The sequence below is a fragment of the Nonomuraea ceibae genome (assembly GCF_019396325.1).
In the GTDB taxonomy this organism is placed as follows: Bacteria; Actinomycetota; Actinomycetes; order Streptosporangiales; family Streptosporangiaceae; genus Nonomuraea; species Nonomuraea ceibae.
The window spans coordinates 78,074-99,735 of sequence record NZ_JAHKRO010000020.1 but is presented as its reverse complement, the minus strand read 5'-3'; the positions used below and the strand labels follow the sequence as shown (position 1 = coordinate 99,735).

17 protein-coding genes are annotated in these 21,662 nt (G+C 70.9%); 8 read left to right on the top strand and 9 right to left on the bottom strand.

The window, feature by feature from the left end; all coding sequences use genetic code 11:
- Nucleotides 1–9 precede the first annotated feature (9 nt).
- From KME80_RS16265 to KME80_RS16250, 4 genes are read right to left on the bottom strand one after another with little or no spacing between them, the layout of a single operon-like run.
- Nucleotides 10–909 carry a carbohydrate ABC transporter permease gene (locus KME80_RS16265; RefSeq protein ID WP_219505965.1) on the bottom strand — a complete coding sequence of 300 codons (900 nt, stop codon included), beginning with the start codon at nt 907–909 and terminating at the stop codon, nt 10–12.
- Nucleotides 906–2,288 carry an ABC transporter permease gene (locus KME80_RS16260; protein WP_219505963.1) on the bottom strand — a complete coding sequence of 461 codons (1,383 nt, stop codon included), beginning with the start codon at nt 2,286–2,288 and terminating at the stop codon, nt 906–908. Before KME80_RS16260 ends, KME80_RS16265 begins: the two co-directional genes overlap by 4 nt.
- Before the next feature lie 6 nt (nt 2,289–2,294).
- Nucleotides 2,295–3,623 (bottom strand): ABC transporter substrate-binding protein, encoded by a 1,329-nt coding sequence (locus tag KME80_RS16255; RefSeq protein WP_219505961.1) that lies wholly within the window; start codon nt 3,621–3,623, stop codon nt 2,295–2,297.
- A gap of 7 nt (nt 3,624–3,630) precedes the next feature.
- Entirely contained in the window at nt 3,631–4,878 is a 1,248-nt protein-coding gene (locus KME80_RS16250; RefSeq protein ID WP_219505959.1) for an ABC transporter substrate-binding protein, read from the bottom strand.
- A gap of 129 nt (nt 4,879–5,007) precedes the next feature.
- Here KME80_RS16250 and KME80_RS16245 point away from each other — a divergent pair, with 129 nt between their 5' ends.
- Genes KME80_RS16245 through KME80_RS16235 form a run of 3 tightly spaced genes read left to right on the top strand, consistent with a single transcriptional unit; the run spans nt 5,008 to nt 8,512 of the window.
- Entirely contained in the window at nt 5,008–5,514 is a 507-nt protein-coding gene (locus KME80_RS16245; protein WP_219505957.1) for a PadR family transcriptional regulator, read from the top strand.
- The gene (locus KME80_RS16240; RefSeq protein WP_219505955.1) at nt 5,511–6,242 is read left to right on the top strand and encodes an ABC transporter ATP-binding protein; all 732 of its coding nucleotides are present in this window, start codon (nt 5,511–5,513) and stop codon (nt 6,240–6,242) included. The genes KME80_RS16245 and KME80_RS16240 overlap by 4 nt, the downstream gene beginning before the upstream one ends.
- Nucleotides 6,239–8,512, top strand: a complete 2,274-nt coding sequence (locus tag KME80_RS16235; RefSeq protein WP_219505954.1) for an FtsX-like permease family protein — start codon at nt 6,239–6,241, stop codon at nt 8,510–8,512. The genes KME80_RS16240 and KME80_RS16235 overlap by 4 nt, the downstream gene beginning before the upstream one ends.
- Here KME80_RS16235 and treS read toward each other — a convergent pair.
- Complete coding sequence (gene treS, locus KME80_RS16230; RefSeq protein WP_219505951.1) at nt 8,504–10,204, bottom strand: maltose alpha-D-glucosyltransferase; 1,701 nt, start codon at nt 10,202–10,204, stop codon at nt 8,504–8,506. The two genes, KME80_RS16235 and treS, sit on opposite strands and share 9 nt — an antisense overlap.
- A gap of 272 nt (nt 10,205–10,476) precedes the next feature.
- Nucleotides 10,477–12,111 (bottom strand): asparagine synthetase B family protein, encoded by a 1,635-nt coding sequence (locus KME80_RS16225; RefSeq protein ID WP_219505941.1) that lies wholly within the window; start codon nt 12,109–12,111, stop codon nt 10,477–10,479.
- A 70-nt stretch (nt 12,112–12,181) separates the two neighbouring features.
- Here KME80_RS16225 and KME80_RS16220 point away from each other — a divergent pair, with 70 nt between their 5' ends.
- From KME80_RS16220 to KME80_RS16205, 4 genes are all read left to right on the top strand, one after another.
- On the top strand, nt 12,182–14,026 hold the full coding sequence (locus tag KME80_RS16220; RefSeq protein WP_246645044.1) for a hypothetical protein: 1,845 nt from the start codon (nt 12,182–12,184) through the stop codon (nt 14,024–14,026).
- Between the two features lie 4 nt (nt 14,027–14,030).
- A complete protein-coding gene (locus KME80_RS16215) occupies nt 14,031–14,651 on the top strand; it encodes an anticodon-binding protein (RefSeq protein WP_219505938.1) in 621 nt (206 codons plus the stop codon).
- A 124-nt stretch (nt 14,652–14,775) separates the two neighbouring features.
- The gene (lysA, locus tag KME80_RS16210) at nt 14,776–16,158 is read left to right on the top strand and encodes a diaminopimelate decarboxylase (RefSeq protein WP_219505936.1); all 1,383 of its coding nucleotides are present in this window, start codon (nt 14,776–14,778) and stop codon (nt 16,156–16,158) included.
- Nucleotides 16,155–17,447 (top strand): homoserine dehydrogenase, encoded by a 1,293-nt coding sequence (locus KME80_RS16205; protein ID WP_219505934.1) that lies wholly within the window; start codon nt 16,155–16,157, stop codon nt 17,445–17,447. Before lysA ends, KME80_RS16205 begins: the two co-directional genes overlap by 4 nt.
- A 649-nt stretch (nt 17,448–18,096) precedes the next feature.
- Here the strand turns inward: KME80_RS16205 and KME80_RS16200 are convergent.
- Together KME80_RS16200 and KME80_RS16195 are read right to left on the bottom strand one after the other, a co-directional pair.
- A complete protein-coding gene (locus KME80_RS16200) occupies nt 18,097–18,915 on the bottom strand; it encodes a hypothetical protein (RefSeq protein ID WP_219505933.1) in 819 nt (272 codons plus the stop codon).
- 30 nt (nt 18,916–18,945) lie between these two features.
- Nucleotides 18,946–19,800 carry an enoyl-CoA hydratase/isomerase family protein gene (locus KME80_RS16195; RefSeq protein ID WP_219505930.1) on the bottom strand — a complete coding sequence of 285 codons (855 nt, stop codon included), beginning with the start codon at nt 19,798–19,800 and terminating at the stop codon, nt 18,946–18,948.
- 130 nt (nt 19,801–19,930) lie between these two features.
- On the opposite strand from KME80_RS16195, the gene KME80_RS16190 reads away from it, so the two are divergent.
- The gene (locus KME80_RS16190; protein WP_219505929.1) at nt 19,931–20,560 is read left to right on the top strand and encodes a TetR/AcrR family transcriptional regulator; all 630 of its coding nucleotides are present in this window, start codon (nt 19,931–19,933) and stop codon (nt 20,558–20,560) included.
- On the opposite strand, the gene KME80_RS16185 is transcribed toward KME80_RS16190, so the two are convergent.
- On the bottom strand, nt 20,551–21,567 hold the full coding sequence (locus tag KME80_RS16185; RefSeq protein ID WP_219505926.1) for an Lrp/AsnC family transcriptional regulator: 1,017 nt from the start codon (nt 21,565–21,567) through the stop codon (nt 20,551–20,553). The genes KME80_RS16190 and KME80_RS16185 overlap by 10 nt on opposite strands.
- Between the last annotated feature and the right edge of the window lie 95 nt (nt 21,568–21,662).

Sequence of the window (21,662 nt, the reverse complement as noted above, 5' to 3'; positions counted from 1 at the left end):
CGGGTGGGGCTACTTGACCGAGCCGGCCATCATGCCCTGGACGAAGTAGCGCTGGAAGGCGAAGAAGAGGATCAGCGGGATGATCAGCGACAGGAACGCCCCGGAGGACAGCACGTCGATGTTCGTCCCGAACTGCCGCATCTGCGACTGCAGTGCCTTGGTCATCGGCTGGTTCTCGGTGTTGGCGAAGACCAGCGCGATGAGCATGTCGTTCCACACCCACAGGAACTGGAAGATGCCCAGCGACGCGATCGCCGGCTTGCCCAGCGGGAACACCACCGAGACGAAGATCTTCCACTCCGGCGCCCCGTCCATCCGCGCCGCCTCCAGCAGCGAGGCCGGGATGCCGACGAAGAAGTTGCGCAGCAGGAAGATCGCGAACGGCAGGCCGAACGCCACGTGGAACAGCACCACGCCGGGGATCGAGCCGAAGATGCCCGCCTGCCCGTAGAGGGCGGCCACGGGGATCAGCGCGATCTGGATCGGCACGATGAGCAGCCCGACCACGACCAGGAAGAGCGTGTCGCGGCCCCGGAACTCCATCCAGGCGAACGCGTAGGCGGCCATCGCGGCGATGCCGATCACCAGGATCGTGGTCGGCACGGTGATCGCGATCGTGTTCCAGAACGACGCGGTGAAGCCGCTGGCCAGCAGGTTCGCGTAGCCTTCGAGGGTGAGCTCGGCGGGCTTGGTGAAGATCGTCCACCAGCCCTCGGCGGTGTTGGTCTCCACCGAGCGCAGCGAGACCACGAGCAGGCCCAGCGTGGGCACCAGCCAGAACAGGCCCAGCAGGATCATCACGACCTGGACGGCGCCGCTGCCGAGGCGGTCGACGATGCGGCCGGCGAAGCTCCGGCGCGGGGCTCCCGCGTGCGCCCCGCGGGGTGCGGATGCGGTCGCGGTGGTCATGACTCTCCCCTCTTGAACCTGCGGATGTTCATGACCATGAAGGGCAGCACCAGGATGAGCAGGAAGATCGCCAGCGCGCTGCCGAGTCCCTGGTTGTTCCCGCCGCCGAACGCCACGCGCCACATCTCCAGCGCGATCACGTTCGCCTCCGGCTGGACCGACGACGGCGCGATGATGAAGACCAGGTCGAACACCTTCAGCGTATTGATGATCATCGTCACGAAGACGACGAGCAGCACCGGCGACAGCAGCGGCACGGTGATCTTCCTGAACACCTGCCACTCCGAGGCGCCGTCGATGCGGGCGGCCTCCAGCGCGTCACGCGGGATCGCCGCGAGACCCGCCGCGATCAGCACCATCGCGAATCCGGCCCACACCCAGACGAACGCGCCGATGATCGCCGGCGTGATGAGTGTCGGGCCCAGCCAGGCCAGGCCGTTGTAGGCCCCCTCGAAGTTCGACTGCGGCAGCCGCAGCGTGTAGGAGCCGGCGGGCAGGCCGTCGAAGGCGAACGTGCCGTCCTCGGCCGTCGTGGCGGTGCCCGCCACCTTGCCGTCGCTGACCGCCTCGACGGTCATCCCCGGCAGGCCCTTCTCGCTCCCGTCGAGCTGGCCGTTGACGCCGCCGCCGCCCGGGGTGAAGTCGAACCAGACGGTGCCGGACAGGGTGTCGCCGCCGGCGGGCGCCTTGGCGGGCGCGGCGTCGGAGGGCAGCACCTCCGGCTTGACGCCGACGATCGGGATGAGCACCGGCTGGCCGGCCTGCACGGGCTGCTTGGTGACGACGCCGCCGCCCTCGGCCGCGACCGGCGACTGCTCGCCCTCACGCGGGCGGGCCTCCGGGTAGCCCTGGGAGGAGGAGAACGTGTCGTGCACGGTGGTCAGGATGGCGTTGGCCACACCCTTGTCCGGGTCGCCGTCGTACACCAGCCTGAAGATGACGCCGGCGGCCATCAGCGAGACGGCCATCGGCATGAACACGATCAGCTTGAACGCGGTCGACCAGCGGATGCGCTCGGTCAGCACCGCGAAGATCAGGCCCAGCGTGGTGACCACGATGGGCGCGACGATCACCCAGATGAGGTTGTTGCGGATGGTCCGCAACATGTTGCCGTCGCTGAAGATCGTGGCGAAGTTGTCGAGCCCGACGAACTGCGTGTTCGACGCGTCGTACAGGCTTCGGACGATCGAGAACCCGATGGGATAGACCACCCAGACCCCCAGCAGCACCGCTGCCGGGAGCAGGAAGGCGATCGCGAGCCACGGGGAGGGGCCGAGGCGGCTTTTCTTACGGGGGGTATCAGCCGGTCCGGAGGCAGGCCCGCCCGAGGTGCTCTCGGGCGGGACCTTCGGGCCGTCCAACCTTTCGGTCACGGCCATTCCTCTTTACTTCCAGGCCTTCTTGGCCTCGGCTTCGAGCGCCTCCTGGGCGCCCTTGATGTCGGACGGGTCGCGCAGGAAGTCCTGGAGGATCTTCCACTCGCCCTTGCCGTCGGTGCCGCCGAAGGCGCTGGGCGCGAGGTCGGACATGTCATAGCGGACGGTCTCGCCGGCCGAGATGATCGTCTTGCCGAGCTCCTGCGTCAGCGGGTCCGGGTAGTTGTCGGGCGAGACGTTGCGGTTGGGGGACAGGTAGCCGGGCAGCTTGGCCCAGATCTCGCCACCCTCCTTGGAGGCCAGGAACTGCAGCAGCGCCATCGCGCCGGGGGAGTCCTTCATGGCCACCGCGACGTCGCCGCCGAGCACGACCGGGGCGGTCTCGCCGACCTTCGGGAACGGCACGTACTTGGCCTCCTCGCCGACCTTGGCGCCGGACTCGACGGCCGTGACGGCCACGAAGTCGGCCTCGATCACCATGGCGGCCTTGTCCTGGCCGTAGACCTTGGTGACACAGGTCGGGAAGTCGGTCTGCATCGTGTTGGAGCGGCCGTCGACCAGGTACTCGTCCTTGCTGACGAGCTCCTTGATCTTCTCCAGGGCCGTCGTGACGCTCGCGTCGGTCCACGGGATCTCGTGCTTGGCGAGCTGGTCGTACTTCTCGGGACCGGCCGAGGAGAGGTAGACGTTCTCGAACAGGTCGGTGAGCGTCCAGCCGGAGGCGCCGCAGAGGGAGAGCGGCGCGGTGCCGGAGTCGGCGATCGTCTGCGAGGTCTTGACCAGCTCCTCCCACGTGGTGGGGGGCTGCACGCCGGCGTCCTTGAGCGCCTGGTCGCGGTACCAGACCAGCGACTTGTGCGCCGCCTTGATCAGCACGCCGTAGACCTGGCCGTCCGCGGAGCCGAGCTCCTTCCAGTACGGCGTGTAGTTGGCGTCGATCTCCTTGGTGACGTCGGCCGTGAGCGGCTTGAGCGCCTTCTGGTCGGCGTACTGCTGGACCAGGCCGGGCTGCGGCAGGATCGCCACGTCGGGCGGGCTGCCGCCCTGGATGCGCGGGCCCAGGTAGGCGCCGGTGTCCTCGCCCGTGGAGGCGTAGGTGACCTTCGCGCCGGTCTTCTCGGAGAAGGCCTTGAGCACCTGCTCGAAGTTCTTCTGCTCCTCGCCGGTCCACTTCGCCGCGACCTCGAGCGTGACGCCTTCGAGCGTCTTGGCGCCGCTCGTGGCCTCGCCCGAGGCGGGGGCCGAGGCCGCCGGGTCGTTGGTGGTCGGCGCGTTGCCGCAGGCCGCGACTGCTACGGCCAGTCCGGCCAGGATCGCTGCTGCTCTGCCTTTTCGCATGGCTGCCTCACTGGGTTCTGATGATCTCTTCGAGTTCGGCTTTCAAGGACGCCGCGACGTCGTCGGCCGTGTCCTTGAACGGGGGGTTGAGCGCCTTGGCGACCGAGCTGGCGATCACCAGGCTGAGCTGGTTGTAGTTGGCGCTGGCAGCCCGCGGCTTGGCGGCGAGGATGCTCTCCTTGAGCACGGGCAGGTAGGGGAAGCGCTTGATCAGCTCGGGGTCGTCGTAGAGCTCGGCCCACACCGGGGGGAAGGACCCCTCGGTGAGGACACGGCGCTCGTTCTCCAGGCTCGTGAAGTAGCGGATGAACTCACGAGCCGTGTGCTGGTGCCTGGAGTAGGCGCTGATGGCCAGATTGCTGCCGCCCAGCGAGCTGGAGCCGGGCCCGTCGAGCCCGGGCAGCCTGGTCACCGCCATCTTCTCGCCGAGCCTGCTCCTGGCCGGGCCGTACGCGTGCGGCCAGTTGCGGGCGAAGGCGAGCCGGCCCTCCTGGAAGGCCAGGCGGGACTCCTCCTCCTTGTAGTTCAGGGACTCCTCCGGGATCCAGCCCTCGCGCAGGCCCTGTTGCAGGAACCCCAGCGCGGTCGCGGCCTTGGCGGTGTCGAGCGTCACCTCGTCGCCGTCAGGGCCGAGGATCTGGCCGCCGGCGGACTGCACGGCCTCGGAGAAGTTGACGGTCAGTCCCTCGTACGCGAGGAACTGCCCGGCATAACCCTCAATATCGTGTTTTTCCGTAATCTCCTGGGCTTGTGCGCGAAGTTCCGCCCAGGTTCTGGGCGGTTTCTTCACGAGGTCGGTCCGGTAGTACAGCAGCCCGGCATTGCTCGTGTACGGCACGGCCCAGAGCTTGTCCTTGTAGACCGCGGTGTCCACGACAGGCGGCAGGAACTTGTCGAGCGGGAAGTACCCGCGCTCCAAGGGGATGATCCAGCCGTTCTCCGCGAACTCCGCCGTCAGCACCACGTCCAGGCCGAGGACGTCGTAGCGGCTGCTGCGGGCCTGGAGGTTGGCCACCATCTGAGCGCGCTGCTCGTCGGCGGCCTCGGGCAGCTCGAGCAGCGTCACCTTCTCGGCCGGGTGGGCCTGGTTCCAGCGGTCCAGCAGGGGTTGCAGGTACGCCGTGGTGTCGCGCCCGGTGGCGAAGGTGATCGGGCCAGTGCCGCCCGTTCCCGGCTCGCCGCCGCCGGTTTCGCCCGCCGCCGCGCACCCGGCCGCCGCAAGAACGGCCAGAGCAACAGCAAATGGGCGAAACACCTCGATTTCCTCCAGGTTTAGAGGGGGCTACATTCGTGTTAGGTAGATGCATGCATGTTATCCATACATGTAATCTGAAGGTCAACTGCTGGCCATGTAACGCATCCGTAACGCGCGGGGAGGTGAGGTGTGCGGCTTCACCTGCTGGCGCTCTTGGCCAAGGAGCCTGCCCACGGTTATGAGCTCAAACAGGCCCTCGAGCAGACGTTCGGCAGCGCCTACCCCTCGCCCAACATCGGCCAGATCTATGTGACGCTGGGCCGCCTGGAGAAGGACGGCCTGGTCAGGGCGGTCGACGTCGAGCAGTCCAACCGGCCCAACAAGAAGGTCTACTACTGCACCGCCAAGGGGCGTGACGTGCTCACCCTCTGGGCGGACGAGCCCACCGAGGGGCCCCGGGTGCGTGACGAGTTCTTCATGAAGCTCGTGCTGGCCCCGCTCACCGGCATCGCCGACCGGATGGCGCTGATCAACCGCCAGCGCCGCCACTACCTGTCGCTCATGGGCGACCTCAACGACCTGATGGCCCGCACCCCGCCCGAGGACCGGGTGGCGCTGCTGCTGATCGAGGGTGCCATGCTGCATCTGCAAGCCGATCTGGACTGGCTCGAACGTTGTCAGGAGGACCTGGCATGAGTGATCCCGCCCTCAAGGCGGTCAACCTGGTGAAGGTCTACTCCGGCGGCGCCGTGCCCGTGCACGCCGTCCGCGGGGTGGATCTGCAGGTCGAGCCGGGTGAGTTCATCGCCGTCATGGGCCCGTCCGGGTCGGGCAAGTCTACGCTCGTCCACATGCTGGGCGGCCTCGACACCCGCACCAGCGGCGAGATCTGGATCGACGGCACCCGCGCCGACACGCTCTCCGAGAGTGCCTGGGCCCTGCTGCGCCGCAAGAAGATCGGCTTCGTCTTCCAGTTCTTCAACCTGGTCGCCAGCATGACCGTGGCCGACAACGTCGAGCTGCCGGCCCTGCTGGGCGGCGCCTCGCCGCGCGAGGCCCGCGAGCGCAGCCGGCACCTGCTCGGCGCGCTCAACCTGGCCGACCGTGCCGACGCCCCGCCCGCCCGGCTCTCCGGCGGCGAGCAGCAGCGCGTCGCGCTCGCCCGGGCCCTGGCCAACAAGCCCAGCGTGCTGCTGGCCGACGAGCCCACCGGCAACCTCGACAGCCGCAACACCCGCGACGTGCTGCGTCTGCTCGGCGAGGTGCACCGCGACGGCCAGACCATCGTCATGGTCACCCACGACGCCCGCGTCGCCGGCCTGGCCGACCGGGTCGTCGCCCTGCACGACGGCGAGGTCGTCGACGACGGCCGGATCACCCGGCGCCGCACCGGCACCGCGGGCGCGGTGATCGACCTCCGATGAGCACCACCCGGGCGGGCATCCGCTGGATCCGGGCAGACCTGCGGGCCAGGAAGGGCCAGGCGACACTCACCGTGCTCGTCGTGGCCGCCATCGTGGCCGCGCTGATCGCCGCCGTCACCCTGCTGGAGGACGGCACCAACCCCTGGCGCGGGCTGTTCGCCCAGACCGAGGGCGCGCACGTGTGGTTCTACACCAAGGACAGCACCGCCCAGGTCGTCGCCACCCGCGAGATCGACGGCGTCACCAGCGCCGCCGGCCCCTACCGCTCGGCGCCCGCCACCGTCGTCCAGGACGGCAAGAAGGAGCCCGCCGAGCTGCGCGCCCTGCCGGCGAAGCCGCCCGCGGTGGCCCACCCGGTGGTGACCGAGGGCCGCTGGCTCGACGCCGCAGAGCCCGGCGGCGTCGTCGTCGAACGCTCCTACGCCCGCGCCCTGCGCCTGCGCATCGGCGCGCCGTTCACGATCATCGCGCTCAGCGGCGAGCGCCACAGCCTGCACGTACGCGGCATCGCCGACTCCGCCGAGCAGGGCTTCTACCCGGAATGGACGCCCGGCCTGGCCTGGGTGCTGCCCGAGACCCTGGACCGGGTCGAGCCGATGCTCGGCCGCAGCCAGTGGGTGACCGGGCTGCGCCTGACCGACGCCGAGTCGGCCCAGGTCGTCTCGCAGCGGGTCGTGGTCATGCTCGACGACGAGCTCCAGCGCCTCTACACCTGGCGGGAGATCCGCGCCGCGATGGAGCTGGACAACCGGCTGCTCGGCACGCTGCTGGCGCTGTTCGGCGTCGTCGGGCTGGTCGCCGCCGCGCTCGCGCTGGCCAACGCGGCCGGCGGCCGGGTGCTCGGCCAGCTCCGCGACCTGGCCACGCTCAAGTCGATGGGCTTCACCAGAGGCCAGATCGCGCTGCTGCTGCTCGTCGAGCACGGCGCGCTGGGCCTGCTCGGCATCGCCGTCGGAACGCTGACCGGCTGGGGCGGCACGGTCGCGGTGCTCGGCACCACCTCCGTCGCCCCCATGCCGGTGCTGGCCATCCTCGCGGGCACCGCGCTCGTCGTGCTGGCCGCCGTGGGGCTGCCCGCCTGGCGCGGCGGACGCACGCCGCCGATCCCGGCCGCGCCCGCCCTGCCGCCGCGCGGCCACCTGTCCCGGCTGGCCAGGCTCGCCCTCCTGGTACGCCTGCCGCCGGCGCTCGTGCTGGGCGCCCGCGACGCCTTCACCCGGCGGGTGCCGGCGTTCCTGACGGCGTTCGGGCTGGCCGTGCCGATGATGATGATCACGATCGGGCTGGGCGTGTGGGCCACGCTGGACAACTTCGCCGGTCATCCCGAGCAGGTCGGCCAGCACGCCGCCCTGCACGTCGGGCCCGGCAAGCTGACCGCCGTCGAGGCCGAGCGCCACGTGCGCGCCGACCGCGACGTGCGGGCCGTCTATCCGGGCGTCGAGGTGAACGCGCTGGCCCCCGGAGAGGGCCGCTCGGTGCGGGTGCGCGCCATCGGCGGCTCCACCGCCCCCTACCCGTTCCCCGTCGTCGAGGGCCGCATGTACGCCGAGCCGGGTGAGGCGGTCGCCGGGCAGGGGCTGCTCGACCTGCTGGGTGTGAAGATCGGCGACCGGGTCCGGCTGACCGTGGGCGGCTCGCCGCTGATCGTGCGGATCGTCGGCCGGGCCATCGAGCCCGACTCCGACGGCGAGGTGCTGTCGGTCGGGCTGGACAGCCTGGCCGCCAAGGACACCGTGCCGCCCGAGTTCTACGCGCTCGCCCTCAAGCCGGGCGCCGACCCGTCGGAGGTGGCCGGGAGGCTGCTCACCGAGTCGTCGGAGAGCCTGGACGTGCAGATCGTGGTCAACCCGGCCGACCGGCTGGCCGTCATCCGGGTGGTGATCGTGGCCCTGATCGCCGTGCTCACGCTGATCGGGCTGGCCAACCTGCTCACGGCCAGCGCGCTCGGCCTGCGCGACCACGCCTTCGACCTGGCCGTGCTCAAGGCGATGGGGCTGACGCCGCGCCAGGTGATGGCCACCTTGGTGACCGGCACCGGGCTGCTCGTGGTGCTGGGCGTGGGGGCGGGCGCGGCGGTCGGGGCGTCGGTCGTGACCGGGCTGATCGACCTTCAGGGCCACACCAGCGGGGTGGGCGCCGGGATCGCCCGTCCGCCCTCGGCCATGACGCTGACCGTCGCCGTGCTGGTGGCCGTGGGCACGGCGCTCGCCGTCGCGCTGATTCCCGCGCGGCGGGCGGCCCGTGCCCAGGTGCCCGTCACCTCACGCTGAAGGGAGCTTCTTCAGCGCGAACCAGTAGAAGCCGTGCCCCGGCAGCGTGAGCAGGTAGGGCAGCTCGCCGACGACGGGGAAGTGCACGCCACCGCGCGCCTCCACCGGCGTCATGCCCTCGAACCTGCGCAGGTCCAGCTCGACCGGCTGCGGGAACTTCGACAGGTTGTTCACGCACAGCATGATGTCGTCGCCGTCCTCCCTGACGTAGGTCAGGACGGCCGGGTTCGACGACCACATCTCCGTGTAGGCGCCGACGCCGAACACCGGGTGGTCGCGCCGGATCTGCAGCATCCGCCGGGTGAAGTGGAGCAGCGAACCCTCGTTTCTCTGCTGCGACTCCACGTTGACCGCCTGGAACCCGTAGATCGGGTCCATGACGGCCGGCAGGTAGAGCCGCCCCGGGTCGGCCGTGGAGAAGCCCGCGTTGCGGTCGGGGCTCCACTGCATCGGCGTGCGGACCGCGTCACGGTCCTCCAGCCAGATGTTGTCGCCCATGCCGATCTCGTCGCCGTAGTACATGACCGGCGAGCCCGGCAGGCTCAGCAACAGGGCCGTGAACAGCTCGATGCGGTCCCGGTCGTTGTCGAGCAGCGGCGCCAGGCGACGGCGGATGCCCAGGTAGGCCCGCATGCGCGGGTCCTTGGCGTACTCGCTGTGCATGTAGTCGCGCTCTTCCTCCGTCACCGTCTCGAGCGTGAGCTCGTCGTGGTTGCGCAGGAAGATGCCCCACTGGGCGCAGTCGGGCAGCTTGGGCGTGCGCGACATGATCTCCGAGATCGGCTCGCGCGTCTCCTTCTTGACCGCCATGTAGATGCGCGGCATGAGCGGGAAGTGGAACGCCATGTGGCACTCGTCGCCGCCGGTGGTGGGGTCGCCGAAGTACTCGACGACGTCCTCCGGCCAGCCGTTGGCCTCGGCCAGCAGCACCCGGTCGGGGTAGAGCCGGTCGACCTCGGCGCGGATCTTCTTCAGGTACGCGTGCGTCTCCGGCAGGCCGGCGCACGCGGTGCCCTCCCGTTCGAACAGGTACGGGACCGCGTCCAGGCGGAAGCCGTCGATGCCCAGGTCCAGCCAGAAGCGCAGGACCTCCAGCATGGCCTCCTGGACCGCCGGGTTGTCGTAGTTGAGGTCCGGCTGGTGGTGGAAGAACCGGTGCCAGTAGTACTGCTTGCGCACCGGGTCGTAGGTCCAGTTGGACTCCTCGGCGCCGATGAAGATGATCGGCGCGTCGGGGTATGCGGTCGGCTCGTCCGCCCACACGTAGAAGTCGCCGTACGGCCCCTCGGGGTCGTGCCGGGATGCCTGGAACCAGGGATGACGGTCGCTGGTGTGGTTCATCACCAGGTCCGTGATGATTCGCAGGCCGCGCTCGTGCGCCGACTCGATCAGCTGGATGAAGTCGGCGAGGTCGCCGAAGTCCGGCAAGATCTTCATGTAGTCGGAGATGTCGTAACCGCCGTCACGCAGCGGTGACTCGTACAGCGGCAACAGCCACAGGCAGTCGACGCCGAGCCATTCGAGATAGTCCAGCTTCTCCACGAGGCCGCGAAGGTCTCCGGTGCCGTCGCCGTTGGAGTCCTTGAACCCCCGGACGAGCACCTCGTAAAACACCGCCCGCTTGTACCAGGACGGGTCTTCCGAAATGAAGGTCTCGGCGACCGGCTCCGGCGTTGGGGATGCGTTGATCATATGTCGCTCACAGAAGGAGATGTGGGCAGGACGAAGTCACCGGTTTCCCCGGCGTTGTTATCTCTGGTGACCGCGCCGCCTGGGTCGTCATCCCTGCGATCCCATGCCCTCGACAGGACCGGATTTGTGATCCGGTGCCCGCTTGTGCGGCGCTTACGGGCCGAACACTACCAGCCCGTTGGCTTTCCGGAACCCGCTTGTGCTGTGCGAGCTGTAATACCCAAGAGATCGCTGTGTAATCGTGATGTTACCGACCGTTCTTCTCCCTGTAACTAGAAGGGGGCAGACAGGTCGTCCAGCTCGCTTTCGAAGTCGCTCAGCCAGAGCCCGAACAGCACCAGACCGCGCACCCAGAACCGGTCGTTCCAGCCGTTGAACCGCGTCAGCGCGTCGGGCCCGCCCGCCACCACCTCGTGCAGCTCGTCCGACAGCAGCCCCGGCACCCGGGTCGCCACCACGTCCAGCATGCGGTGGGAGTAGGCGCGCGCGGGCGCGGCCGTGGAGCGCAGCGGCACCCGCCGCAGCGGCTGCTTGACCACGTTCGTCGAGGGCAGCGCGGCCACGCGCGGGTTGGCGGCGTGCAGCACCTCGCGGTAGAAGCGGCCCTGCGCCTTGCGCGCCACGCCGACCGAGAGCGCGGCGTCGAAGAAGTCGGGATGGATGAACGGCGCCGCGAACGACGCCTCCGGCCCCACCAGGTTGACCGCCGAGCGCGCGATGCCCCGCACCGTGCGCGTGTGGAGCACCGAGAGCGGCAGCTCGGCCCGGTGCCCGTGGAGCATCGAGGTGGCCGCCAGGAACTGCTCCTGCACGGTCTCGGCCATCCACTGCGCCGCCGCCTTCGACAGGAACGGCTGCGACGGCGCGCCCAGGCTCAGCGAGCCCAGCACCGCCGCCGACCGCTCGGCCTGCGTCGTGGCCTCCAGGGCGGCGCCGCTGACCATGAAGTTCTTCAGCAGCGGCCCGCCCGCCAGCCCGTCGACCAGCACCCGCCCCGCCTGGTGCACCTCCTTGGCGAACGGCGCGTACCAGGCGTGATGCGGCGTCAGGTATTCGAGCCTGCGCGCCACCTCCACGGCGTCGTCCGGGTAGGCGGCCGGGTCCTGCTCGATCACCCGGTGCGGGATGCCCAGCTCGCGGGTGATGGCCCGGGCGAAGGCGATGTCGGTGTCGGTGCCGTCGTCGGGGCTGGTCGTCCACGATTCCACGTCGAACCCGCGCGCCTTGGCCACGCTGCCCAGCAGCCGCGAGTCGTAGCCGCCGCTGATCGGCACCAGCAGCTTGCGCCCGTCGTAGTCCTTGTAGACCTCGTGCAGCAGCTCCAGGATCTCCCCGGCGCTCGTCCACGTCTCGTACGGCTCGGTGCGCAGCCAGCGCGGCAGGCGCCGCTCGGTGGACAGCCTGCCCTGGTCCCACACCAGCGCGCTGGAGCCGGGCAGCCGCTTGATCCGCTGGTAGGGCGTCGCCTCGCCCAGCGGGAACGTCACCTGAAGGATCGACGCCCAGGCCGCCCAGTCGATCTCGACCGGCGCCAGCGACAGCAGCGGCTCGATCAGGGACGAGAAGTAGACCGCCTCGCCCACCCGTACGTAATAGACGTCGACCAGCCCCAGCGCGCCCGTGTGGAGCGTGACGCGCGGGCCGTCGCCCATCAGGCCCGGAGCCTCGTACGTCTCCGCGACCGTCATCCAGTCGCTCTCGCCGGCGGGCCTGCGCTCGCCCCAGGCGAACGCGAACGCCTCGCCCGAGCGCCGGTAGGGCGGCAGCGGCGCCGAGCTGAACAGGGCCGCCGCGGCCGTCTGGAGAGCGGGACGCACCCGCGGGCCCGCGGCCGACAGCTTGCCGAGCACCGCGGTGTCGATCCGGCCGAGACCGCCGCAGACGTAGGGTCGTACGTTGAACTGCACCGGATCTCATCCCTTCGAGGCGCTTCCCGCAAAAGAGTATCCTTTGCCGGGCTGAGAGACGGAGGTCCTGTTGTCTACCGAGCTGGAAAGCACGCGCAGGGCGTTGCGTGAGGCGGTCGCGCAGGCCGAGCACGCGGCGGAGCTGGCCAGGCTGCTGGACGCCGCCCAGAGCAGGCTGGCCGAGGCCGAGAGCCGTGCCGAGGAGGTCAAGGCCCTCGCCGACCGGCTGAGCGAGGCCGAGGAGCGCCTGGCCGACGAGCGCGCCGCCGCCGACAAGCTCCGCAAGGAGCTCGCCGAGCAGCGCTACCAGGCCGAGGTGGCCAACTGGAAGCTCTCCTCGATCAAGGTCGCCCGCTGGAACCGGCTGGGCGACGCCATCAAGACCGGCAAGAGCAACCCGGTCCGCCTGGCCAAGGAGCTCAAGGGCGCCGCCCGGCCGGTCAAGCGGCCGACCGCGCCCAAGCGCAAGCCCGTGGCCGCCGCCAGGGCCCAGGACGAGCGGCCCGGCGCCGCCTACCAGGCCACCGCCACCACCCGCACGCTCGGCGGCGCCTCCTTCAAGCTCAAGCCCTACCGGGTGCCGACCGGCCCCAACACCCGCCCGCACATCACCGCGGCGGTCGTCGCCGAGCCGCACGCCGAGGCGCTGCTGCGCTACGAATGGCGGCAGACCACCGGCTTCACCCCGCGCGACTTCGCCCGGGTGCTGCCGCAGGAGGTGCCGCACCTGCTGCTGGTCGAGTCCGTCACGCAGGGGCCGTGGGCCGAAGAGCTGCTGGGCGAGCCGGGCGAGGGGCTGCGCGCGCTGCTCGCCTGGTGCGCCGAGCGCGGCATCCGGACCGTGTTCTGGCACACGCACGGCGACCCCGCCGACTTCGCCGCCTCGGCCGGGCTGTTCGAGCACCGCTTCTCCGCCGACCCGGCCGTGGCCTGGCCGAGGCTGCCGTTCGGCGTGCAGCCGCGCGTGCACAACCCGCTGCCGCTGGCCGGCGGGCGCATCGACCGGGTGCTCAGCCTCGACCAGCTCCTGCCGGACCACCTGGCCTACCCGGACGTGCTCACCTCCTACCGCTGGCCGGCCGCGGTCACCTGCCCGCCCGGCACCCCGACGTGGCGGCTGGCCGAGCTCGCCGCCTGCGGCACGCCGATCGGCGACGACCCCGACAGCCGCCGGGCGCACGTCGCCCTGCGCCGCGCCTACGCCTCCGGCACCATGACCGAGCACGTCGACGCGCTCCTGGAGACGATCGGGCTGCCCAGCGCCCGCGCCACGCTCGACGTGTCGGTGCTGCTGGCCGTCCCCGACGCGACCCGCATGGAGCACGCGCTGGCCCAGGTCGGCCGGCAGAGCGGCATCACCCAGCTCATCGTCATCGGCCCGCCGGAGGCCGAGCAGCGCGCCCGCGACACGCTGCCCGGCGCCGACGTCATCCACCGGCCGCTGCAGCCGGGCATGACCGTCGGCGCGATGCTCGGCCGCGGCCTCGACCTGTGCGAGGCCGACCTGGTCGCGGTCATGGACCCGCGCGACGTCTACGGCTCCCACTACCTGACCGACCTGCGGCGGGCGTTCCTGTTCGGCACCGCCGACATCGTCGGCAAGGCCGCCTTCTACGCCCACCTGCGCAAGCCGCAGGCCACGCTGCTCAAGCAGCCCGACGCCGAGTACACGTACCTGCCGGAGATCACCGGCGGCACGCTGCTCGCCCGCCGCAACACGCTGCGCGAGCTCGGCTTCGCCGACCTCACCGACGGCTGGGACGAGGTGCTCATGCGCCGCTGCCGCGAGGACGGGATCAAGGTCTTCTCCGCCGACCGCTTCGGCTACGTGCGCGTCCGCGACGAGGACCGGTGGCTGCTGGGCGCCGCCCACCTGGTCGAGTACGGCTCCGCCGAGCCGCACGCGCTCATCTGAGCCCGTGACGCCCGGGCGGCTGGCCGGGGTGCTCGGCGAGCCGCCGGTGCCCGACGGCACGTGGGAGCGGGAGGCCGCCTACGTGTCGGCCGCCGCGCTGCGCCGCCGCGTCCCCGCCGCCGAGCTGGCCGCGCGGGTGCGGGAGCTGCCCGGCGTGGGGCCGGTCGAGGTGCGGGGCAACGGGTTCCTGCGCGTGGTGGTGCCCGTGCCGGGGGAGCTGGTGACCGAGATCGAGCCGCTGGAGCTCCGCGATCCCGGCTGGCCGGACTTTCCTCGTACGTGGGACAACCCCGGATTCGTGGTGCGTTACGCCCATGCCAGGGCGGTGGCGGTGCAGCGGTGGGGGCGGGAGCTGGGGGTTCCGGAGGAGTTCCGGCCCGAGCTGCTCGACGATCCCCGCGACCGGGCGGTGCTGCGGGCGCTGGCCGAGGTGCCCGGACGGCTGGCGAGCCGCGACCCGGGGTGGGAGGCTTTCCTGGTGCGGCTGGCGCTCGCCTACCACGACGCGCACGAGCACGCCCCGGCCGTGCCGATCGGCGACACGCCCGCCGGGCCGCTGCACGGGGCCCGGGTGAGGCTGGCGCGGGCCGTACGGGATGTGCTGGTGGGGCCGGATCGGCTCTGAGGGATCACAAAATATCCGGCCAAACGGTGAAAAATCGTAAAATATTCGCGTTTGGGCGGTGATCGCGTCTCGATACGTGGGCATCGGGTCCGTGGTGAACACCGGGTCCGATAGCCTCGATCGGGTGAGTCGATTCGCCCATCCTGCCGGGGACCGGCACGCCGAGACGCCGCCCCACGAGCGCCCCCCGCTGGCGCCCGACGACCTCAACCGGATCAACCCCGCGATCTGGCCCCGAACGTCGAGCCGGACCGATGGCGCGCTCACGATCGGCGGCGCCGACGTACGCGACCTGGCCCGCGAGCACGGCACCCCCCTCTACGTCCTCGACGAGGAGGACGTCCGCTCGCGCATGCGCGACTACGCGGCCGCCTTCCAGGGCTCCGACGTGCACTACGCCGGCAAGGCCTTCCTGTGCAAGGAGATCGTCCGCTGGCTGGAGGCCGAAGGGCTCGGCCTCGACGTGGCCAGCGGCGGCGAGCTCGCCGTCGCCCTCAGCGTCGGCTTCCCCGCCGAACGCATCACCCTGCACGGCAACAACAAGTCCGCCGCCGAGCTCACCCGCGCCCTCGACGCCGGAGTCGGCCACATCGTCGTCGACTCCTTCGAGGAGATCGCCCGCCTCGGCTACCTCGCCGAGCAGCGCGGCCTGCGACCCAAGGTGATGATCCGCGTCACCACCGGGGTCGAGGCCCACACCCACGAGTTCATCGCCACCGCCCACGACGACCAGAAGTTCGGCCTCTCGCTCAACGCCGGCGCCGCCGCCGAGGCCGTCCGCCGCATCCTCCAGCTCCCGTCGCTGGAGCTCGTCGGCCTCCACTCCCACATCGGCTCCCAGATCGTCGACGTGGCCGGGTTCGAGGTCGCCGCCCGCCGCCTGGCCACCCTCCTCGTCCAGATCAAGGACGAGCACGGCGTCGTGCTCCCCGAGCTCGACCTCGGCGGCGGCTACGGCATCGCCTACCTCGACGGCGACGAGGCCCTCGACGTCAAGCGCATCGCCGACGGCCTGCGCGAGATCGTCCGCAAGGTCTGCACCGACGCGGGCCTGCCCGTCCCCCGCCTCACCGTCGAGCCCGGCCGCGCCGTCGTCGGCCCCGGCGGCATCACCCTGTACGAAGTCGGCACCGTCAAGAACGTCGAAGGGCTCCGCACGTACGTGAGCATCGACGGCGGCATGAGCGACAACGTGCGCACGGCCCTCTACGGCGCCGAGTACACCGCCGTGCTCGCCAGCCGCGAGAGCAGCGCCGAGCCCATGCTCAGCCGCATCGTCGGCAAGCACTGCGAGAGCGGCGACATCATCGTGCGCGACTGCTACCTGCCCGCAGACCTCGCGCCCGGCGACCTGATCGCGATCGCCGCCACCGGCGCCTACTGCCGGTCGCTGGCCAGCAACTACAACTACCTGCCCAGGCCCGCCGTCGTCGCCGTCAACAGCGGGCAGTCGCGGGTGATCGTACGGGGCGAGACCGAGGACGACCTGCTGAGGGGGCAACTATGAGCAAACCGTTGAAGGTGGCCCTGCTGGGCTGCGGCGTCGTCGGCTCCCAGGTCATCAGGCTCATCCACGAGCAGCGTGACGACCTGACCGCCCGCATCGGCGCCCCCCTGGAGCTCGCCGGCGTCGCCGTACGCCGCCTCGGCCGCAAGCGTGACGTCGAGGTCGACCCCGCCCTCCTCACCACCGACGCCGAAGCCCTCGTCACGCGCGACGACATCGACATCGTCATCGAGGTCATCGGCGGCATCGAACCCGCCCGCTCCCTCATCATCGCCGCCCTGTCCCGCGGCAAGTCCGTCGTCACCGCCAACAAGGCGCTGCTCGCCGAGGACGGCGCCGCCCTCCACGAGGCCGCCCGCACCGGCAACGGCGACCTGTACTTCGAAGCCAGCGTCGCCGGCGCCATCCCGCTGCTGCGCCCGCTGCGCGAATCCCTCGCCGGCGACCACGTCAACCGCGTCCTCGGCATCGTCAACGGCACCACCAACTACATCCTCGACAAGATGGACTCCACCGGGGCGTCCTTCACCGACGCCCTCGAAGAGGCCCAGACCCTCGGCTACGCCGAAGCCGACCCCACCGCCGACGTCGAAGGCTTCGACGCCGCCGCCAAGGCCGCCATCCTCGCCGGGCTCGCCTTCCACAGCCGCGTCACCGCCGAACAGGTGCACCGCGAAGGCATCACCGAGATCACCGCCACCGACGTCGCCTCCGCCAAGGCCATGGGCTACGTCATCAAACTGCTGGCCATCTGCGCCCGCTCCGACGACGGCCGCTCCATCGGCGTCCGCGTCCACCCGGCCATGATCCCGCGCACCCACCCCCTCGCCGGGGTACGGGAGGCGTACAACGCGGTCTTCGTCGAGGCCGAGTCGGCCGGGCAGCTCATGCTCTACGGCAAGGGCGCCGGCGGCGCCCCCACGGCCTCCGCCGTCCTCGGCGACCTCGTCGCCGTCGCCCGCAACCGCCTGGCCGGCACCCGCGGGCCCGAGGAGTCCACCTACGCCTCGCTGACCGTCCACCCCATGGGGGAGACCGTCACGCGCTGCCACGTGGCCCTCGACGTGGCCGACAAGCCGGGCGTCCTGGCCCGGGTGGCGGAGCTGTTCGCCAAGCACGACGTGTCCATCCAGACGGTCAGGCAGGAAGGGCACGGCGACGACGCCCAGCTCGTCATCGTCACCCACCGGGCCACCGACGCCGCCCTGACGGCGACCATGGAGGGGCTGCGGGAGCTCGACATCGTCCGGGCCATCGCCAGCGTGATGCGGGTGGAGGGGGACGAGTAGGGCCCCTGTACACGCGAAGGTCCTCGCCCGTCAGGCGCTTCGCGCCCGGCGGCCTCGGGCCGTGTCGTCCGGGGGAGCCCAGCTCCCCCGAGCCCCCTCGCCGGGGGCCTTCCGGCCCCCGGACCCCCGCGCGTGGGGCGAGTGCGGTTGCCGGAGTTCATCCGGCCTGAATTCTTCCGCCTGCCAGGGGAGGCAGCCATGAGGTCGTGGTTCTTCGCCGCCACGCTCGCCGGCCTTGCCCTACTGCCGAGCATGTCAGGCACGCCGGCCCAGCCCGTCCTCGCATCACCGCCCACAACAGCGTGCCGGGCCGCCGTGTGCATGGTCGGCGCGGATCCGCAGATCCTCGTACACGACACACAGGAGGGTGCCCGCGTGCCCTTCAGCGGGCGGCTGACGTGGGTCGGCGACCAGTCCTGTCTGGCGGTGGACATCGGCGGCAGCATGGTCGTGCCCCTGTGGCCGATCGGCGCGGCGCCGTTCCGCGCGGGGGAGCGCCGGGGCGTCGCGCTGCCCGGTGTCGGGAATCTCCTGCCCGGTGACCGGTTCAGCGGGACCGCGACCTGGCACCGTGAGGACCCGATGTTCCTCACGGCGCCAGGACGATGTCACCGCCGAAACGGATTCGTCGTCATCGACCCGTCCGGACTCAGCCGGAGCGGGAGGGGACGCCGATCGCGTCGGCCCACGCGTGGATCTCCTGGTCATAGCCGGTGAAATGGTCGCGCCGGAGGACCCCGGCGGGGTCGATGTGGCGTGACCCGGAAAGTCCGAACCGGCGCAGCAGATCGACGATGAGCGGTCGTACCGCCGTCGTGAGCGCGGGTGACAGGCACGTCGCCAGGTCGGCGAGGTGGCGAGCGGAGGCGGTCCCGGTGAGCCGGCGGTCTCCCGCCGGGCCGTACGTTGTGCCGGCGTGATTCCACACCTCTATCGGCGCCGCGTGTTCGGCGTCGGTAGCGGGGATGAGGGCCGCTTCGACGGCGAGCTGGGCGGTGGGTGAGGCAATGCGTTCCCCTACGGCTCGTGCGGCGTTCGCCGCCAGGAGGCGCACCAGCGCGACGGTGATCCACGCGACGGCGCCCTCGCCGAGCGCCCAGACCTGGCGGCCGTCGGCAGGGCTGTCGCGCAGCGTCCCCACCTGCAGTCCTGCGAGCGCGGAGCCGTCCGGGTGGAACTCGCAGTAGTACCCGCCGACGGCCGGGTGGCCCGGACACCGTGACGGCGCGAAGGCCAGCGCGCCGTCCGGGCGTGGTTGTGGCGGCTCCGCGCCGATGGCGATGGGAGCCGGCCAGTGCGCGACGTGTCGCCTGAGCCATCGCCGCAGGTCCTCCCCGCTCGTCGCGGAGAGCTCGGCCGGCGCCGGGTGTGCCGGCACCGCGGCGACCACGAGCCAGGGCGACTCGGGGCGGAGTCGCCCGGCCGCGTCCGTGAGGAGGCGCGAAAGCGGTTGCGAGGGGTCGGGCATGGCGGAGGGCTCCGATCGTGGGGCTTTCGGTCAGAACAGCTTGCGGGCCTCGGAGTCGGCCAACAGGTCCGGGTCGGGCACCCGGGACTTGCTGGCGACGTTGGCGAGCATCTGATGCGCCATGTGGAAGCCGAAGTCCTCGGCGACGACCTTCCTCCAGTGCCGGGACACGATGTTGTGAGTGGCCCACCTGGTGTAACGCGGCCGCTTCATGATGAATCTGGCCAGTTCCCAGGCGCGGTCGAGGAGGTGCTCGCGCGGGAGCACATCGTTGACGATGCCCCACTCAAGAGCCTTGTCCGCCGGGATCGGCTTGGCGGCGTAGATGTAGTACGCGGCGCGTTTGATGCCCATCAGCGTCTGGAGGGCCATGCCCTGGCCGTCTCCCGGCGGCGAGCCGAGCCAGAAGTGCGGGTCCATGAAGTCGGCGTCCGGCGCGGCGAGCGTGATGTCGCTCATCATCGCGAACTCGGTGTGCACGCCAGGACCGTTGACGGCGGCGATCGTCGGGATGTCGATGTTGTTGACGAAGCTCTCGATGAGCTTCCAGCCGTCCGCCATGCGCTGGTAGATGTGGTCCGGGTCCAGCTCGGAGGCGGGTTTGGGGTTGAGCCCCTTGGGGTCGCCCGTCATCCACCTGCCGCCGGTGCCGGTGATGATCAGGACGTGGTTCTCCGGATCGTTGCCGATCTCCTGCCACACGCGCGGCCACGCGTTGTGCGCGGCGGCGGTGTGGGCGTACGGGCCGTCGTTCGTGTGCAGGCGGACCTCGATGATGCCGTCTTCGCGCCTCATGCGGAAGAAGTCCGCGTACCTGGCCGCGTACTCGTCGAAGGCGGGCGGGGCGAGGTAGCCCTCCCAGTGGTCTGCCGGATCGAATGCCATGCTCACTACCTCCATGCGGCAGGGGCACCGCCGCGGGCGGTGCCGGGGTGCGCTCGCCGGGCATGCGGCGGGCATCCCCATAAAAGCACACTTGTCAGTGTGCTTTCATCTGGTGCCGTACGCTGAGATCATGTCGAGGGGTATAGCGGCGGTTCAGACGCCAGGACGCCGTCGACGGTCGGAGGGCAAGAAGGCGGCGATCCTGGATGCCGCGGAGGACCTGTTCATCGCCGAGGGCTACGAGCGGACGAGCGTCGACGCGATCGCGGCCCGGGCGCAGGTCTCCAAGCGCACCGTCTACGACCACTTCGGCGAGAAGGGGACGATCTTCCTGCGCGTGCTCGAGCGGGTGAACGACACGCTCGCCGACACCGTACGCGCCGCGATCGACGAGGAGCTGAGCCCGGGCCGCGACCTGCGCGACGCGCTGACCGCCTTCGGCCGGCGCATCGTCACGCAGACCTTCCCGTCGCCCGCGTACCTGACCTTCCGGCGGCTGACTTCGCAACGGTGGTCGATACCGCAACTGGCCGAGGCCGAGCGCGACCGTCCGGACCTGATGCTGGAGGAACGCTTCGCCGCACTGGCGGACCAGGGGAAGATCCGCGCCGCGAACCCCCGTCTGATGGCCCGGCACTACACCGCCCTGACGCTCAGCCTCGCGCTGGAGGCACTCGAGACCAGGAAGGACGCCGAGGTCGAGGAGATCCTGGCGATCATCGTCGACGGGGTGGACGCCTTCCTGCGCGCCTACGGCTGATCGCCCTCGTCGAACACCAGCGGTACGGCGCGTACGGATCGACCCTCCGCGTCCAGGACCCGGCCCAGCAGCTTGGTCATGCTGAGCACGACGGAGCGGTCCTGCACGCGCAGGGCCGGCAACTCCTGGCTCATGCGCCATTCGAGGTCGTGCACCTCGGCCGCCGACCGCAACGACGCGTCGACCGTCACGTTGAACGGCCCCGCGACGAACGTGCAGGCCCGGACCCCCGGCAAGGAACGGATGCGCTTCTCCGCCGCTCGCATGTCCTGGACGTCCAGGGAGCCGAAGTACACCGCCGAGACCGACCGGCCGGACAGATGCCGGGAGATGTCGCAGCGGAAGCGGATGAGCCCCGCCTCCTGGAGGCGCGACAACCGGCGACGTACCGACACCGGCCCGAGATCCACCTGCTCGGCGAGCCGTTCGAACGACATCCGCCCATCGAGGTGCAGCGCGCGGACGATACGCAGGTCGGTCCGGTCGACGGCGTCGGCCCTTCCTGACCCCGGCTCCGTGGCCGGGCCGAGGCGGCGTCGCTGCTCCGGGTCGAGCGCGCCTTCCCGCCAGTTGCTCGCCTGCAGGATCGACCGGGTGACCACATGGCTGCGGATCTTCGCGATCCCGGGGACCCGCCCCACGAGGTCGAGGAGATAGACCGAGAGCGAGGCGAGGTCGGGCGCCTGCGCCAGCACGAGCACGTCTCGTGCGCCGCCGGTCACCTTGACGGTGGCGGCCTGCGGGTGCTCCGCGAGCGTACGCGCGACCTCGGTCGTCCGCCCCGGCGCGCAGTCGATCTCCACCAGCGCGCACGCCGGGGTCGCGTGTCCCGAGGGGTGGGCGGCGACCCAGGCGACCCCCTCGGACTCCAGGCGCGCCCAGCGCCGGCTCACGGTCACCGGGTCGACCCCGAGGACCTCCCCGAGGCTCCGCCAGCTCGCGCGCGGCGCGGATCGCACGGCGTCGACGATGGCGACGTCGAGCTCGTCATAGGACGTAGCGGCCATCTCACTCGAACTTTCCTGCGCGAATCAAGCAGTCAATGGAGATTACCTGCGATATCGCGGCCGAATCGCAGGATCACCCTACCGTGACGAGAACC

Excerpts from the sequence above, each read along its gene's own strand:
- KME80_RS16265 (WP_219505965.1), bottom strand. The coding sequence starts at position 909 with ATGACCACCGCGACCGCATCCGCACCCCGCGGGGCGCACGCGGGAGCC.
- KME80_RS16260 (WP_219505963.1), bottom strand. The coding sequence starts at position 2,288 with ATGGCCGTGACCGAAAGGTTGGACGGCCCGAAGGTCCCGCCCGAGAGC.
- KME80_RS16255 (WP_219505961.1), bottom strand. The coding sequence starts at position 3,623 with ATGCGAAAAGGCAGAGCAGCAGCGATCCTGGCCGGACTGGCCGTAGCA.
- KME80_RS16240 (WP_219505955.1), top strand. The coding sequence starts at position 5,511 with ATGAGTGATCCCGCCCTCAAGGCGGTCAACCTGGTGAAGGTCTACTCC.
- KME80_RS16235 (WP_219505954.1), top strand. The coding sequence starts at position 6,239 with ATGAGCACCACCCGGGCGGGCATCCGCTGGATCCGGGCAGACCTGCGG.
- treS (WP_219505951.1), bottom strand. The coding sequence starts at position 10,204 with ATGATCAACGCATCCCCAACGCCGGAGCCGGTCGCCGAGACCTTCATT.
- KME80_RS16205 (WP_219505934.1), top strand. The coding sequence starts at position 16,155 with ATGAGCAAACCGTTGAAGGTGGCCCTGCTGGGCTGCGGCGTCGTCGGC.
- KME80_RS16200 (WP_219505933.1), bottom strand. The coding sequence starts at position 18,915 with ATGCCCGACCCCTCGCAACCGCTTTCGCGCCTCCTCACGGACGCGGCC.
- KME80_RS16195 (WP_219505930.1), bottom strand. The coding sequence starts at position 19,800 with ATGGCATTCGATCCGGCAGACCACTGGGAGGGCTACCTCGCCCCGCCC.
- KME80_RS16190 (WP_219505929.1), top strand. The coding sequence starts at position 19,931 with ATGTCGAGGGGTATAGCGGCGGTTCAGACGCCAGGACGCCGTCGACGG.
- KME80_RS16185 (WP_219505926.1), bottom strand. The coding sequence starts at position 21,567 with ATGGCCGCTACGTCCTATGACGAGCTCGACGTCGCCATCGTCGACGCC.